Source organism: Caballeronia sp. NK8 (genome assembly GCF_018408855.1).
GTDB lineage: Bacteria > Pseudomonadota > Gammaproteobacteria > Burkholderiales > Burkholderiaceae > Caballeronia.
Genome location: NZ_AP024322.1, coordinates 1,283,681 through 1,298,912, shown reverse-complemented (window position 1 = coordinate 1,298,912; position 15,232 = coordinate 1,283,681). Strand labels below are relative to the sequence as shown.

Annotated in this window: 12 protein-coding genes; 6 read left to right on the top strand and 6 right to left on the bottom strand. The window is 63.9% G+C overall.

Annotated features, from left to right (window positions below):
• Positions 1 to 6 precede the first annotated feature (6 nt).
• Positions 7 to 1,209, top strand: coding sequence for a tetratricopeptide repeat protein (locus tag NK8_RS06100; RefSeq protein ID WP_213228073.1), 1,203 nt, complete (start codon positions 7 to 9; stop codon positions 1,207 to 1,209).
• A gap of 347 nt (positions 1,210 to 1,556) precedes the next feature.
• On the opposite strand, the gene glgX is transcribed toward NK8_RS06100, so the two are convergent.
• Complete coding sequence (gene glgX / locus NK8_RS06095) at positions 1,557 to 3,767, bottom strand: glycogen debranching protein GlgX (protein ID WP_213228071.1); 2,211 nt, start codon at positions 3,765 to 3,767, stop codon at positions 1,557 to 1,559.
• Positions 3,768 to 4,011: 244 nt separating this feature from the next.
• On the opposite strand from glgX, the gene NK8_RS06090 reads away from it, so the two are divergent.
• The 4 genes from NK8_RS06090 (at position 4,012) to NK8_RS06075 (ending at position 7,247) form a co-directional block, all read left to right on the top strand.
• A complete protein-coding gene (locus NK8_RS06090; RefSeq protein ID WP_213228068.1) occupies positions 4,012 to 5,397 on the top strand; it encodes a DUF2252 domain-containing protein in 1,386 nt (461 codons plus the stop codon).
• A gap of 169 nt (positions 5,398 to 5,566) precedes the next feature.
• A complete protein-coding gene (gene mscL, locus NK8_RS06085) occupies positions 5,567 to 6,007 on the top strand; it encodes a large conductance mechanosensitive channel protein MscL (RefSeq protein ID WP_162065505.1) in 441 nt (146 codons plus the stop codon).
• A 321-nt stretch (positions 6,008 to 6,328) separates the two neighbouring features.
• A complete protein-coding gene (locus tag NK8_RS06080) occupies positions 6,329 to 6,820 on the top strand; it encodes a hypothetical protein (protein WP_061149898.1) in 492 nt (163 codons plus the stop codon).
• Between the two features lie 220 nt (positions 6,821 to 7,040).
• Entirely contained in the window at positions 7,041 to 7,247 is a 207-nt protein-coding gene (locus NK8_RS06075; RefSeq protein WP_061175607.1) for a dodecin, read from the top strand.
• Between the two features lie 83 nt (positions 7,248 to 7,330).
• Here the strand turns inward: NK8_RS06075 and NK8_RS06070 are convergent, their stop codons facing one another.
• The 4 genes from NK8_RS06070 to NK8_RS06055 form a co-directional block, all read right to left on the bottom strand.
• Positions 7,331 to 8,416, bottom strand: a complete 1,086-nt coding sequence (locus NK8_RS06070; protein WP_162065503.1) for a BMP family ABC transporter substrate-binding protein — start codon at positions 8,414 to 8,416, stop codon at positions 7,331 to 7,333.
• 108 nt (positions 8,417 to 8,524) lie between these two features.
• The gene (locus tag NK8_RS06065) at positions 8,525 to 9,454 is read right to left on the bottom strand and encodes an ABC transporter permease (protein ID WP_061175609.1); all 930 of its coding nucleotides are present in this window, start codon (positions 9,452 to 9,454) and stop codon (positions 8,525 to 8,527) included.
• 13 nt (positions 9,455 to 9,467) lie between these two features.
• A complete protein-coding gene (locus tag NK8_RS06060) occupies positions 9,468 to 10,574 on the bottom strand; it encodes an ABC transporter permease (RefSeq protein WP_213228066.1) in 1,107 nt (368 codons plus the stop codon).
• A gap of 5 nt (positions 10,575 to 10,579) precedes the next feature.
• Positions 10,580 to 12,154, bottom strand: coding sequence for an ABC transporter ATP-binding protein (locus NK8_RS06055; protein ID WP_213228064.1), 1,575 nt, complete (start codon positions 12,152 to 12,154; stop codon positions 10,580 to 10,582).
• 273 nt (positions 12,155 to 12,427) lie between these two features.
• Here NK8_RS06055 and NK8_RS06050 point away from each other — a divergent pair, with 273 nt between their 5' ends.
• On the top strand, positions 12,428 to 13,360 hold the full coding sequence (locus NK8_RS06050) for a LysR substrate-binding domain-containing protein (RefSeq protein ID WP_162065499.1): 933 nt from the start codon (positions 12,428 to 12,430) through the stop codon (positions 13,358 to 13,360).
• 37 nt (positions 13,361 to 13,397) lie between these two features.
• Here NK8_RS06050 and NK8_RS06045 read toward each other — a convergent pair whose 3' ends face one another.
• Positions 13,398 to 14,756, bottom strand: coding sequence for an 8-oxoguanine deaminase (locus NK8_RS06045; RefSeq protein ID WP_162065498.1), 1,359 nt, complete (start codon positions 14,754 to 14,756; stop codon positions 13,398 to 13,400).
• Positions 14,757 to 15,232: the final 476 nt, after the last annotated feature.

The following is a 15,232-nucleotide window of genomic DNA, read 5'->3' as shown; positions in this document are numbered from 1 at the left end:
CGCATCATGAAAAAGTTTTTGACGGCTGTGGCGTTGTCGCTGTCGCTCGCTTCCCCGCTCGCGTTCGCCGTGCCTACCGCGCAGCAGGTCGAGCAGTCGATGACGCAGGGCAACTGGAAACAGGCCGACTCGCAGTTGAGCGAAGTGCTCGACGCGCATCCGAAAAACGCGCACGCGCATTATCTCTACGCGCAGGTGCTCGACCGCGAGGGCCGCTACAGCGACGCCCTTTCGCATCTGCAGCAGGCGAAATCGCTCGATCCTTCGCTGAGCTTCACTGACCCTTCCCGCTTCGCGGCCACGCAAGCGCGCATTCAGGGCGATGCAACTCGCGCGAACCTCGCGCCGCGCTCGAACAACGGCGCGAACACATCGAGTGCGCAGAATCCCTTCAATCAGGAGCAGGCCGCCGCCGCGCCGCAGAGCCACGGGCTCGGTGCGGGCGCGTGGATCGGCTTCGCGGTGCTGATCGCGGCAATCGCGCTCGTGCTGCGCTGGGGTTTGCGCCGCGCCCGCGCACGCGATGACGGCCAGGCCGATACCGACCGCCGCTCGCAGCTCAAGCGCGCGACCGAGCTGCTCAACGACGTACGCACGCTCAAGCTCGACGTGCGCCTGTCCACCGCGCCGGGCCACGAGGCGCTGCTGAAAGACGTGGAAGGCGCGGAAACGCAGTTGCGCGAAATGGTCGAATCGCTGTCGAATTCGAAGAATCCGGTGCCGCCGTATGCGATCGAGGATCTGGAGAATCAGGTCGCGAGCCTGAAAGCGCGCGCCGAAGGCCGCCCCGATCCGAACGCGGCCAGCAACGCTCAAGCGGGTGCGCCGAACGCCTCGCCGTATGCGCAGGAAGCCGAGCGTTTCGGGCGTGGCCCGCAGCAGTATCCGCAGCAAGGGCCTTATCCGCCGCAACAGGGCCAGCAACCGCCCGTCATCATCCAGCAAGGCGGCGGCGGATTCGGTGGCGGCATGGGCGGGCTGCTGACCGGCGTGCTGCTCGGTCAGGCGCTGTCACATGGACGCGATCGCGTGATCGAGCGCGATGTGCCCGTCGACCGCCCGGCGCAGAACGACAATGGCGGTCTCGACTTCGGCAACAATGGCGGCGGACTGGATCTCGGCAATGGCTCGAACGACTGGAACGATGGCGGCGGAGGTGGCGGCGGCCTCGACCTCGGCAGCAACGACGATGGCTGGCGCGATTCCTGATCTCGCCGCGCACGCACGATCGAAAGCCCCGCTGACGCGGGGCTTTTTCGTATCGGCGTGAGAAATCAGCGCTTCAGCCTCCGCCGAGAAAGCGCAGCAGGCCCCACAGAAACTTGAAGAAGCCGACGACGAATTCCCAGATGCGTTCGAGCTGATCCCAGCTCGCGACGTGCAGGACGGCATGCAGGATCATGCCGTCGGGGCGGCGCGGCCCTCGACAGGCGCGCGTTCATGCGTGAGTGAAACAGCCATCATCGAAAAAAAGAAGGCGGCTCGCGCCGCCTCCTGTCGCTATCGCAAAAGTCGCATGATACCCGGTCGTGCGAAGCGGCCCGTCAACGCGAAAATCATCCCTGCGCTTTCTTCTCTTCGCTTTCGGGCGGCACTTCGTCCGTGAGCGCCTCTTCCAGCCGCTTGAAAATACGCTTCGTCGCGCCGCGCGGCTGCAACGCGAACAGCAGCAGCGAGCGGCCCGTGACCTGATACACATCGTCGGAGCCGAACTCGGGCAACTCCTCGCGAATCGGCGCATTCGTGTCGATCAGGCAGATCCATTCGTCCGGACCCGGAATGTCGGGCAGCGTGAAATCCACCACGTCGTGATAGGCGTTCACGATCAGTAACAGCGTCGCGTCCGAGGCGGGCTTGCGGATGCCCGTCGCTTGCGCGCGGCCATCGAAGACGAGGCCGAAGCAGCGCATGTTCGGATCGTCCCATTGCTCCTGCGTGAGTTCGTCGCCGGTCGTGCCGAGCCATCGGACATCGGCGACCTGCAGGTCCTCGTTGTACTCGCCCGTGAGGAAGCGCTGGCGCCGCAGCACCGGCAGCGTGTGCCGCAGCGTCGTCAGCTTGCGCACGAACTCGGTGAGCGCGCGGCCATCGTCGTCGATGTCCCAGTTGACCCAGCTGATGTCGTCGTCCTGGCAGTAGGCGTTGTTGTTGCCCTTCTGCGTGCGGCCGAACTCGTCGCCCGCGAGCAGCATCGGCGTGCCTTGCGAGAACAGCAGCGTGGCGAGCAGGTTGCGCTTCTGGCGCTCGCGCAGCGCGCGGATCTCGGGGTCGTCGGTCGGGCCTTCGGCGCCGCAGTTCCACGACTTGTTGTCCGAGTGACCGTCGTTGTTGTCCTCGCCGTTCGCCTCGTTGTGCTTTTCGTTGTACGAGACGAGATCGTTGAGCGTGAAGCCGTCGTGCGCGGTGATGAAGTTCACGCTCGCCCACGGTCTGCGTCCGCGCTTGTTGAATTTGTCGCCCGATGCGGTGATGCGCGTGCCGAGTTCCGGCGCGACGCCTTCGTCGCCCTTCCAGAACTCCCGCACGGTATCGCGATAGCGATCGTTCCATTCCGCCCAGCCCGGCGGAAATCCGCCGACCTGATAGCCGCCCGGCCCGCAATCCCACGGCTCGGCGATGAGCTTCACGCTCGAGAGAATCGGGTCCTGCCGGCAACTGTCGAGAAAACCGCCGCCTTCGTCGAAGCCGTAAGGCTCGCGGCCGAGAATCGTCGCGAGATCGAAGCGGAAGCCGTCGACGTTCATCTCCGTCACCCAGTAGCGCAGGCTGTCGGTGACCATCTGCAGCACGCGCGGATGCGAGAGATTGAGCGTATTACCGGTGCCGGTATCGTTGATGTAATAGCGCGATTCTTCCGGCATCAGCCGATAGTACGACGCGTTGTCGATGCCGCGAAACGACAGCGTCGGCCCGCGCTCGTTGCCTTCGGCGGTGTGGTTGTAGACGACGTCGAGAATCACTTCGAGGCCGGCCTCGTGCAGCCGGTCGACCATCTCCTTGAATTCGGCGATGGCGCCCGCCCCGCGCGCGAAGTAGCGCGGATCGGCGGCGAAAAAGCCGATCGTGTTGTAGCCCCAGTAGTTCGTGAGCCCCTTGTCGAGCAGATAGCTGTCGTTGACGAAGGTGTGGATCGGCAGCAGTTCGACCGACGTCACGCCGAGGCTCTTGATGTACTCGACGACTTCCTTCTGCCCGAGCCCTTCGAACGTGCCGCGCATGTGCTCGGGGATCGCCGGATGCAGCTTCGTATAGCCGCGCACGTGCGTTTCGTAGAAGATCGTGTGCTCCCATGGCACGCGCACGCGCGTCGCGTGGGTCCAGCTGAAAGTCTGATCGACGACCTGGCACTTCTGCATGAAGGGCGCGCTGTCGCGTTCGTCGAAGGTGAGATCTTCGCCCTCGGCGTCGAGCGTGTAGCCGAACAAGGCCGGGTCCCAGTTCGGCGTGCCGACGTGCGCCTTCGCATACGGGTCGAGCAGCAGCTTGTTCGGATTGAAGCGATGTCCGGCTTCGGGCTCGTAAGGACCGTGCACGCGATAGCCGTAGACCGTGCCGGGTGCGAGCCCGTGCACGTAGACGTGCCAGACTTCATCGGTGAATTCGGGCAGCTCGATGCGCTGCGTTTCCTTTTCGCCTTTCTCGTCGAACAGACACAACTCGACTTTGGTGGCGTTCGCGGAAAAGAGCGCGAAATTGACGCCGTTTCCGTCCCAGGTCGCGCCGAGCGGAAACGGTGAGCCTTCAGCAATGCGGAGTTCGTTCGCCATGAGATGATGTATTCGAATGGTTGACGCGCGCGGCGTCGGGATCGTGCGGTGGCATTGCGGGGCTTCAGGCGGATCGTAAGAAGCATTTCGTGTGCCCGTTTGCCGTATCGGCGCGCGGCCTGTCTTCGGGCCGTCCGACGCGCGGTCGCTTCTCGCCGCCGCGTGCTGCGTGTAAAACGTTCCTGTCGGGTGCGTCAAATGCTTGGCGAGCGACCGACGCCCCATCGCCGAAGGAGAGCACGCCTTGTCCACCCGCCCCGATTCCGCCTCGACGAATACACAGATCAACGGCACGGCCGAAGAGAGCCGCGCCGCTGGCCGCGCGCTGCGCGACGCCGTTCCGTTCGACGCACACGGCGCGTGGGCGCCCGCGCCCGATCGCCCCGATCCCGTCGAACGCGTGCTCGCCGGCAACGCGGGCCGGCAGGAGCGGCTGATCCCGTTGCGCATGCAGCGCATGGCCGAGTCGCCGTTCGCGTTCCTGCGCGGCTCCGCGACCGTGATGGCGTGGGATCTGGCGAAGTCGCCGTCGATGGGGCACAACGTGATCATCGACGGCGACGCGCACATCAATAACTTTGGCCTGTTTCGCACGCCGCGCCAGGACGTCGTGTTCGACCTGAACGATTTCGACGAAACGCTGGTCGGCCCGTGGGAATGGGACCTCAAGCGCCTGACCGCGAGCATCAACGTCGCGGCGCGCGAAAACGGCGTCGACTCGGCCGGGCGCGAGCGCGCGGTGCGCTCGGCGTGCGCCGCGTATCGCACGACGATGGCCAGGCTGTGGCAAGTGAGCCCCTACGATCTGTGGCAGATGCGCTCCTACGCGAGCGCGCTGCACATGGACGCGCCGACCCCGCTCGACGCCGACGAAAAAGCGACCATCGAGAAAACGGTCGAGCGTGCGATGAAACGTTCGCACGCGACCATGCTCGCGAAAGTCGCGGAGCCGGCGGGCAAGAGCTATCGCTTCAAGGTCGATCCGCCGATTCTCACGAAGCTCGACGGCGCCGAGAAAAATCATGTGATCGATGGACTGAAGGCGTATCTGCAGACCATCGCGGGCGAGTGGCGCATGATGCTCGAGCGGTACGACGTCGTGGATGTCGCGCATCGCGTGGTCGGCGTGGGGAGCGTCGGCACGCGCGCGTATCTCGTGCTGATGCTCGGCCGCGCGCTCGGCGACCCGCTTTTCATGCAGGTGAAGGAAGGCATCGTGCCTGCCGCCGCGCCCTTCGTGCCGGCGCTGCCGGAGCCGTATCGGCATCAGGGACGGCGCGTCGTGCATGGGCAACGGCTGATGCAGAATTCATCGGACGCGCTGCTCGGCTGGACGACCATCTCCGGACGCGATTTCTACGTACGCCAGATGAAACAGATTCGCGGCTCGATTCCCGTCGACTGGCTGCATGGCGCCACCTTCGATTTCTACGCGTGGTGCCTCGGCCTGCTGCTCGCCCGCGCCCACGCGCGCACCGGCGACGCCGCGCTCATCGCGGGCTACTGCGGCAATTCGGACCGGCTCGACGCGGCCTTCGCGATGTGGGCCGAGCGCTACGGCGCGCAGACGGTCGCGGACCACGCCGCCTTCTGTGCCGCGATCACCGTGGGACGCGTGCCCGCCGCGTGATGCCGTTTTTTCGGCGCGCGGGCGTCACGCGGTCGAATTGACTATCATTATCGTGGCGCCCGCCGATGAAACGCGCCTTGCTGCACGTTTCGCGGGCGCTTCAATGGCATATCCCTTGCTGCCGCTTTAGCCCGCACAACCGTCTAACTCAAACTGGAGGAAGCCGCGCATGAGCATGATTGAGGAATTCAAGAACTTCGCCCTCAAGGGCAACGTCATGGACCTCGCGGTCGGTGTCATCATCGGCGGCGCCTTTTCGACGATCGTGAACTCCATCGTCAAGGATTTGATCATGCCGGTGGTCGGGCTCGCGACGGGCGGTCTCGATTTTTCGAATCTGTTCGTAAAACTCGGGCAGATACCGCCAACCTTCAAAGGCAATCCCGATTCCTACAAGGATTTGCAGACCGCGGGCGTGGCGGTGTTCGGCTACGGCTCGTTCATCACCGTGCTGATCAACTTCATCATCCTTGCGTTCATCATCTTTCTGATGGTCAAGTTCATCAACAATCTGCGCAAGCCGGCCGAAGCCGCACCCCCCGCGACCCCGGAAGACGTGCTGCTGCTGCGCGAGATTCGCGACGAACTCAAGAAGTCCCCGCGCGTCTAGCCGGGCAAACCCCCGCGCGGGCCGTGGAACCCGCGCGGCGTTGGGTAGGTCTGCCCTGTTGCACCCCACACCGTTGGTGCCCCCACCCGCATTTTTCTTTACGAAAGCTGCTCGCGCGGGGAAGAGCAGGACTATTATTGAGACAGATGCTCTGAGAGATGCCAAGCGGGCCGCCAAACGGTCATCGGCATGAATCGTGCGCCATGGATGTGCGCTGGCACCTTTGCCGGTCAATCATCGAATCGTCCGATTCACCGTGACCTAATCACATCGATGCGCTATAAAAGATCGACGTGCGGCGCGCAAGACGGGAGTGGCCGCATGAGGACGCTGCGTTTCTTGCAATTCTTTTTCAGGCGAGTTTTTATGTCCTTCCCGAAAAAGCGTAAACGCGTGAAGGCCGATGGCGACGAGTCTTTTCTCGCCGTGCTGCGGCATTTCAAGCCATTCGGTCAATTAGACACGAAGATTGCCCGTGCTCGCGCTCAGGATGAGCCGGTTCTGTACGCGCACGTTCTGCCGGGGCTCGATGTCCTGCTGTGCAGCGTGCGCGGCGCACAGCCGCCGTATCCGGCCATCGACGAGCTGCACAGGCGCTGTGTCGAATCGATCACCAATGCGCTCGAGCAGCCGCTCGATGGTCTGGAGAACGGCGGTTACTGGTACGAGGCGAACGGTTTCGGTTTCCTCGTATTCGCGAGCCGCGCCCGCGCGCAGATTCTGAGCGAATTCGGCGCGACGGTTTCCGCGCGCAGACGTCGCGGCACGCGCCGCCAGGACGCGGGCGACGCCGCCTCGCGGCCGCTGCGCTGATCTTTTCCTGATCCTCCCCGTTCTGCACCGATGTGTGCGGGCCTCATCCACGAGGCCCGCGCATTGTCGCGCGCGCTGGCGCGCTTCGCGCAAACCCCCACTACTCGTGCGCGCTTTCCTGTCCTTTAATGGAAGCCACGCGCGAAAGCGTGGCGCGTGCGTTGCTGCACCGGTACTGCGAGCTTCTCGCGACACAACGGGTCACTACAAGGAGAACACCATGTCGGAACACGTCTACAAGCAGATCGAACTCACCGGCTCCTCGCCGAAGTCGAGCGACGATGCCGTGCACGTCGCGCTCGAGAAGGCATCGAAGACGCTGCGCAATATGCACTGGTTCGAAGTGGTGGAGACGCGCGGACACATCGAGGATGGCAAGATCCTGCACTGGCAGGTGACGATCAAGGTGGGACTGCGTATCGATTGATGCGTGGCTGCGTCGCATGAAAAAACCGCGCTTCGTTTCGCAACGAAGCGCGGTTTGTCTTTGCGCGGACCGAACGCGCGCGCTTACTTCGGCAACGACCCGTCGACGCCTTCGACATACCAGTTGATCCGCTGCAATTCCGGATCCGTGAGCGTCTTGCCCGCCGGCACCTTCTCGGCGCCAGACTGATCCTTGATCGGACCACTGAACACATCCCACTTGCCAGTGTGCAGTTCGTCGCGCTTCGCAGCGACCGCCTGCAGCGCCTTCGCGGGAATCACGCCGTTGTTCAGGTCTTCGAGATCCACGGCTTTTTGCGGAATGCCGAGCCATACCGGATCGTTCTTCCACGTGCCGTCGAGGACCTTGGGAATGACCTCGTTGTAGTACACGCCCCAGTGCGCGACCACCGAGCCCAGATGCGCGCTCGGACCGAACTTCTTCATGTTCGAGTCCCAGCCGAAGGCATAAACCTTCTTCTCGGCGGCGGTGTTGAGCGTCGCGTTGGAATCGGTGTTCTGCAGGAGCACGTCCGCGCCCTGGCCAATCAGCGTTTCGGCCGCCTGCTTTTCCTTGCCCGGATCGAACCAGCTATTGATCCAGATGACCTTCGTATGGACCTTCGGATTCACCGAGCGCGCGCCCATCGTGTACGCGTTGATGTTGCGCACGACTTCCGGAATCGGCACCGACGCCACGAAGCCGAGCGTGTTCGTCTTCGTCACATAGCCCGCGGCGACGCCGGCCAGATACGCGCCCTGATACATGCGTACGTCATAGGTGCCGAAGTTCTTGGCTTTCTTGAAGCCGGTCGCCGTCAGGAAGATGGTGTCGGGAAAATCCTTCGCGACCTTCAACGCGAAATCCTGATAGCCGAAGCTCGTCGCGAAGATGACCTTGTTGCCCTTGTTCGCGAGATCGCGGAACACGCGTTCCGAGTCCGCGGACTCCGGCACGTTCTCCACGCGCGTGATCTTGATCTTGCTGCCGAACTTCGCTTCGGCTTCCTTGCTGCCGGCGTCGTGCGCGAAGGTCCAGCCCGCATCGCCCGGATTGCCGAGATAGACGAACGCGACGCCCGGCGCGTCCGCCGCGCGCGCGCTCAGCGCGGCGACGGTGGCGGACAGTGCGACCGTCGCGGTGATCGCCTTCAGCCATGGTTTATTCATTGTGATTCTCCTGGTCGATGTTGTGTGTGAAACGGCATTGCAGGCCCGCATCAGTTTGGTCGGTCAAAAATGAGAGCGAAACCACGACGCTGCGCGAGAACAACAGCATCAACTCGCCGCGAAGAACGGCTTGCCGAGCGATGCGGGCGCGTTGAGCTTGATCGTGTTCGCGTTACGCGAAATGAGCACCAGCACGACGATGGTCGCGATATACGGCAACATCGCGAGGAACTGCGTCGGCACGGGCACGCCGATCGCCTGCGCGTAGAACTGCAGCGCCATCACCGCGCCGAACAGCAACGCGCCGATCAGGAGGCGCCCCGGCCGCCACGTCGCGAACACGACGAGCGCGAGCGCGATCCAGCCGCGCCCCGACGTCAGTTGTTCCTGCCAGACGTGCAGATAGACGATCGAGTAATAGCCGCCCGCGATGCCCGCCATCGCGCCGCCGAAGAGCGTCGCGCCATAACGCACGCCGACGACCGGAAAACCCACCGAATGCGCCACCGACGGCGATTCGCCCACCGAGCGCAGCACGAGCCCCGCGCGCGTCTTGTAGAGGAACCAGCCGATCACCGCGAACATGATGAACGCGAGATAGCCGAGCGGCGTGAGCGAGAAGATCGCGGGGCCGAGCACGGGAATGTTCGCGAGGCCGGGAATCGGCATGACGTCGATGCTCGCACGCACCGCCGCCGACGTGTACGGCTTGCCGATATACGCCGAAAAGCCGATGCCGAAGATCGTCAGCGAGAGGCCGGTGGCAACCTGATTGGCGAGCATCGTGATGGTGAGAAAGCCAAACAGAAGCGCCATCGCGAGCCCGGCGAACACGGACGCGACGATGCCCAGCCACGGATTGCCCGTGATCGCGGTGACGGCGTAGCCCGCGACCGCGCCCATCAGCATCATCCCTTCGACGCCGAGATTCAGTACGCCCGATTTTTCGGCGACGAGTTCGCCCGCGCCAGCGTACATCAGCGGGATCGCGGCGATCACGGCGCTCGAAGCGAGGTTGCCGGCTTGATTGATATCCATGTTGTCGTGCCTCTTATGCGGCGTGATGCGCGGGCGTCCTGCGCTTGATGCGGTAATTCACGAAGAGATCGCAGCCGAGCAGGCAGAAGAGCAGCAAGCCCTGAAACACGCCCGCGAGCGCCTGCGGCAGTTGCAGCGAGGTCTGCACCGCTTCGCCGCCGAGATACAGCAGCGCCATCAGCAGACTGGCGAGCACGATGCCCACCGGATGCAGCCGCCCCACGAACACGACGATGATCGCGGTGAAGCCGTAGCCCGGCGACCAGCCCGCCTGCAACTGTCCAATGGGACCGGCCACTTCGCCCATGCCGGCCAGCCCCGCGAGGCCGCCGGAGAGCAGCAGCGAGGTCCAGATCGTCTTCTTGTCGGAGAAGCCGGCGTAGCGCGCGGCGAGCGGCGCGAGACCGCCGACGTTCATCCGGAAGCCCGCGAAGCTCTTGCGCATGAAGAGCCACACGCAGGGAATCGCGATCGCCGTCAGAAACACCGACGCGTTGATGCGCGTGCCCTTGAGCCAGCTCCAGTGCCAGTCGCCGTAGAGGCGCGGGAACAGCGCGTCGTCGCCGAACATCGCCGAGATCGGGAAGTTCATGCCTTCGGGGTCGCGCCACGGGCCGCTCACGAGGTAGATGAGCAACTGCGTCGCGACGTAGGTGAGCATCAGGCTCGTCAGGATTTCGTTGGTGTTGAAGCGGCTCTTGAGCAGCGCGGGAATCGCCGCCCACAGCATGCCGCCGACGATGCCGCCGAGCATCATCAACGGCAGCGTCCACCAGCCGGACGCATCGCCGGCATGAATCGCGATGCCGCCCGCGACGATGCCGCCGAGCAGCATCTGCCCTTCCGCGCCGATGTTCCACACGTTCGCGCGATAGCCGACCGCGAGCCCGAGCCCGATCAGGCACAGCGGCGACGCTTTCAGCACGAGTTCTGACCAGCCGTTGACGCTCGCAAGCGGATCGATGAAGAACGCGTGCATCGCGCGCAGCGGGTCCTGCCCGACGAGGCTGAAAATCAGAAAGCCGATGATGAGCGTCGCGACGGCGGCGACCACCGGCACCGCGAGCTGCATGACGCGCGAGGGCGTCGGGCGCGCTTCGAGTCGATAGGGAAAGATCATCGTGCTTAGTGCTTCAAGAGAGAGTCGGGTTCGGCAGCGGTCGCAGGCTTGCCTTCGAAAAGGCCGGCCATGAAGAGGCCGACTTCCTCCGCGTTGGTTTCACTCGTCTTGCGCACCGGCGAGAGCTTGCCGCGCGCGATCACGGCGAGCCGGTCGCAGATATCGAACAGTTCTTCCAGCTCTTCGGAAATCACGAGGATCGCGACGCCGCGCGCCGACAGATCGAGCAGTTGCTGGCGGATGAAGCCCGCCGCGCCGACATCGACGCCCCAGGTCGGCTGAGCGACCACGAGCACCTTCGGCTCCTGAAGAATCTCGCGCCCGACGATGAACTTCTGCAAATTGCCTCCCGAGAGGCTTTGCGCGAGCGCGTCGCTGCCGCCGCAGCGCACGTCGAACGATTCGATGCAGCGTTGGGCGAACGCCTTCACCGTGGCCGCCCTGATCCAGCCGCCGCGCACCATGTTCTCGCGATGCGCGGTGAGCAGGCCGTTGTCGGCGAGCGACATCGCGGGAACCGCGCCGCGCCCGAGGCGTTCTTCAGGCACGAACGCGAAACCGAGCCTGCGCCGTCCGCCCGCCGTCAGTCGCGCGGCGGGCTTGCCGCAGATCGATACGGCATCCGTCGCGACGTGCCGGTCGCGAATCTCGCCCGACAGCGCCGCGAGCAGTTCGGCCTGCCCGTTCCCCGAAACGCCCGCGATGCCGAAGATCTCGCCCGCGTGCACCGCGAATGACACGTTCTCCAGCGACGTGCCGAACGGATCCGGACTCGCCACGGACAGATTCTTCACCGCGAGCCGCACGTCGCCCGGATTGTGCTCGCGCCGCGTGTAATCGGGCAGCGAATGGCCAACCATCAGTTGCGCGAGCGACGCCTGCGTTTCCTTGCGCGGATCGACGTTGCCGGTCACGCGGCCGCCGCGCATCACGGTGGCGTTTTCGCAGAGCGACTGGATTTCGTCGAGCTTGTGGCTGATGTAGAGAATGCTGCAGCCTTCGGACGCGAGCCGGCGCAACACCTTGAAGAGTTTCTGGACCGCTTGCGGCGTGAGCACCGAAGTCGGTTCGTCCATGATGAGCAGACGCGGATTCTGCAGCAGACAGCGCACGATTTCCACGCGCTGCCGCTCGCCCACGGTCAGACTGTGCACATGACGCTGCGGATCGACATCGAGGCCATAGTCCTTCGACACTTCGCGGATGCGCTTGCCCAAGGCTTTCATGTCGAACTTCTCGTCGAGCGCGAGCGCGATGTTCTCGGCGACCGTCAGCGTCTCGAAGAGGGAAAAGTGCTGGAACACCATGCCGATGCCGAGCTTGCGCGCGGCGGCCGGGCTGCCGATCTCCACCGCCTCGCCCTGCCAGCGGATCTCGCCTTCATCCGGGCGCACCGCGCCGTAGATGATCTTCATCAGCGTGGACTTGCCCGCCCCGTTCTCGCCGAGCACGGCGTGGATTTCGCCCGGCATGACGACGAGATTCACGCCGTCATTGGCCTTGACGGACGGATATTGTTTGCTGATACCCGACAACGCCAGGCGCGGTGGCGTGGTCGACTTGGAAATGGCGTCGCCCATGAAGATCCAGAAATGCGCCCGGCCACCGAGCAGGCCGGGCTGGAAAAGTTACCGCTCACGAGCGTGAGACAAACCCTCATGTCGCACGAACTCATATCGCGGGCAGAATTTACAGAATTCGGAACACTAAGTCGATAACTCAAAATTAGGTGTTGCGCCCCACCAAAGCCAATGTTTGCGGGTAAGCCACACCTTGACGAAATTTTCACGACATATTAAAAATGATATGTGGCACCCCCGCATCGATCAGCCAGAACATATAGTGGAGATAACATGAGTCAGCAACGCGAGGCGATCGATACGTATTTATTGCGCGTCTTGCATACCCTCCTGATGGAACGCAGCGTGACCCGCGCGGCCGTCAAACTCAATCAGTCCCAACCCGCCATCAGCGCAGCGTTACGCCGGCTGCGCGACATCACCGGCGACCCGCTCCTCGTGCGCGGCAAGTCCGGCATGGTGCCGACCGAATACGGACTGCGCCTGCTCGAGCCCACGCAGAACGCGCTGCGCGAGATCGAACGCATCAAGGTCCAGCAGCACAACTTCGATCCTTCGACTTCCGTGCGGTGCTATCGCATCGGCTGTCCCGACTATCTGAACGTGCTGTTCGTGCCGACCGTCGTCGAACGCTTTCGTCTGGCCGCGCCGAATGCGACGCTCGAGTTTCATTCGCTTGGGCCTGCGTTCGACTACGAACTCGCGCTCGAGGATGGCAAGCTCGATATCGTCGTCGGCAACTGGCCGGAGCCGCCCGAGCAGTTGCACCTCTCGAACCTGTTCGTCGACAAGATCGTGTGTCTCGTCAGCAATCAGCATCCGTTCGCCAAGCGCGGCGGGCTCACGCTCGATCAGTACCTGAACGCGCCGCATCTCGCGCCGACGCCCTATTCCGTCGGCCAGCGCGGCGCGATCGACGTGCATCTGGCGCGCGAGCGTCTGAAGCGTCATGTCGTCGTCACGCTGCCGTACTTCAATCTCGCGCCTTACGTGCTGATCAAGTCGGATCTGGTCTTCACGACGACGCGGCTCTTCGCCGATCACTACGCGCGGTTTCTGCCGCTCGCGGTCGTGCCCGCGCCGCTCGATTTCCCGCCGATGCAGTATTACCAGCTCTGGCACGAGCGCTGTCATTACTCCGATGAAGTCCGCTGGCTGCGCGGGCTCGTCGGCGAAGCGACGCGGTCGCTGATCGATCAGCCGTGATGCTTCGGACGGGGCGCCTTCGGGCGCCCCGCTTCATTTACGCCCGGTTCGCCAGTTCACCCGCCAGCCGGTTGTGCCGTTCCACCACGGCCCCCAGATCCAGCGTCGTCAGGCGCCCTTCCTTCACGACGACCTTGCCGTCGATCACACTCGTCGATACCTGTGACGGCGCGCAGAACACCAGCGCCGCCACCGGATCGTGCAGCGCGCCCGCGAACGCCGTCTGCGACAGGTCGAACGACACGAAGTCCGCCGCCATGCCGGGCGCAAGCGCGCCGATATCATCGCGATTGAGCACCTTCGCTCCGCCGAGCGTTGCAATCTCGAGCGCTTCCCGCGCGGTCATCGCGTCCGGGCCGAAGCCGACGCGCTGCAACAGCAACGCCTGACGCACCTCCGCTACCATCTGCGCACCGTCGTTCGATGCCGACCCGTCCACGCCGATGCCCACCGGCACGCCCGCGTCGCGCATCGCGCGGATCGGCGCGATGCCGGACGCGAGCCGCATGTTCGAGCACGGACAATGCGCGACGCCCGTGCCCGTGCGCGCGAACAGTTCGATGCCCGGTTTGTCGAGCTGCACGCAGTGTGCATGCCACACGTCGTGGCCCACCCAGCCGAGATCCTCGGCATATTCGGCGGGCGTCATGCCGAATTTCTCGCGGCTGTACGCGACATCGTTGACGTTTTCGGCCAGATGCGTGTGCAGTGACACGCCGTATTCGCGCGCGAGCAGCGCTGCATCGCGCATCAATTCGCGGCTCACCGAAAACGGCGAGCACGGCGCGACGACCACGCGCAGCATCGCGTAACGGCCTTCGTCGTGATACGTCTCGATGAGCCGCTGCGAGTCCTTCAGGATCGCGTCTTCCTTCTCGACGACCGAATCCGGCGGCAGCCCGCCATCGCGCTGCCCGACGCTCATGCTGCCGCGCGCCGCGTGAAAACGCATGCCGATCTCGCGCGCCGCCGCGATGCTGTCATCCAGCCGGCTGCCGTTCGGGTAGATATACAAATGGTCGCTCGACGTCGTGCAGCCGGACAGCAGCAATTCGGCCATCGCCGTCTTGGTCGACACGTTGATCATCTCGGGCGTCAGATGCGCCCAGATCTTGTAGAGGTTCGTGAGCCAGCCGAACAGTTCGGCGTTCTGCGCGGCGGGAATCGCGCGCGTCAGGCTCTGATACATGTGATGGTGTGTGTTGACGAGGCCCGGAACGACGAGATGGCCGCGCATGTCGAGCACGTCGTCGGCGGTGGGCGGGAGTTCGCTCGTCGGTCCGACCTGGACGATGCGGTTGTCTTCGATATACAGGCCGCCGTCGGCAATTTCACGGCGCGCTTCGTCCATCGTGACGAGCATGTGAGCATTCTTGACCAATAGACTGCGTGGCATCGGCTTTTTCTCCAGAGACGTTCAGGGGAACCAGTAAAGCCCCGGTTACCCAGCGTCTGCCGCCGTCTTCGGGACGCGGCAAGTATCCATAGACTTTGCGCGCATCGCCACTGTCCGTAGCCAAAAAATCGGACGCAATCAGACTGCCGTCATAGTCGTCCTCAGGCAGGCAATATATTCGTGAATTTTGGCGCGGGTAGCATCGGCGGAAGAGCCGTCCGGAAGCCCCCGGAAACGTCCGCGAACCCGTTGCTGCAAGGCTTACGCGCCGCTGTCATGCGTTGGGCATTATCTTTCCTATCGCGGGCGCACAGCGCGTCTCAAATTCCTACAATGCTGTACACGGCGCGCATCTGAAACGCCGACGGGTATGTAGCCACTGACGTGGAGCCTCGATCCGCCGCAGAAGCACCTCAACGCCGGGGTGCCGAATTTCGGATCGATGCGCAAAGCCGGATCTCGCATAACTCAAGGAA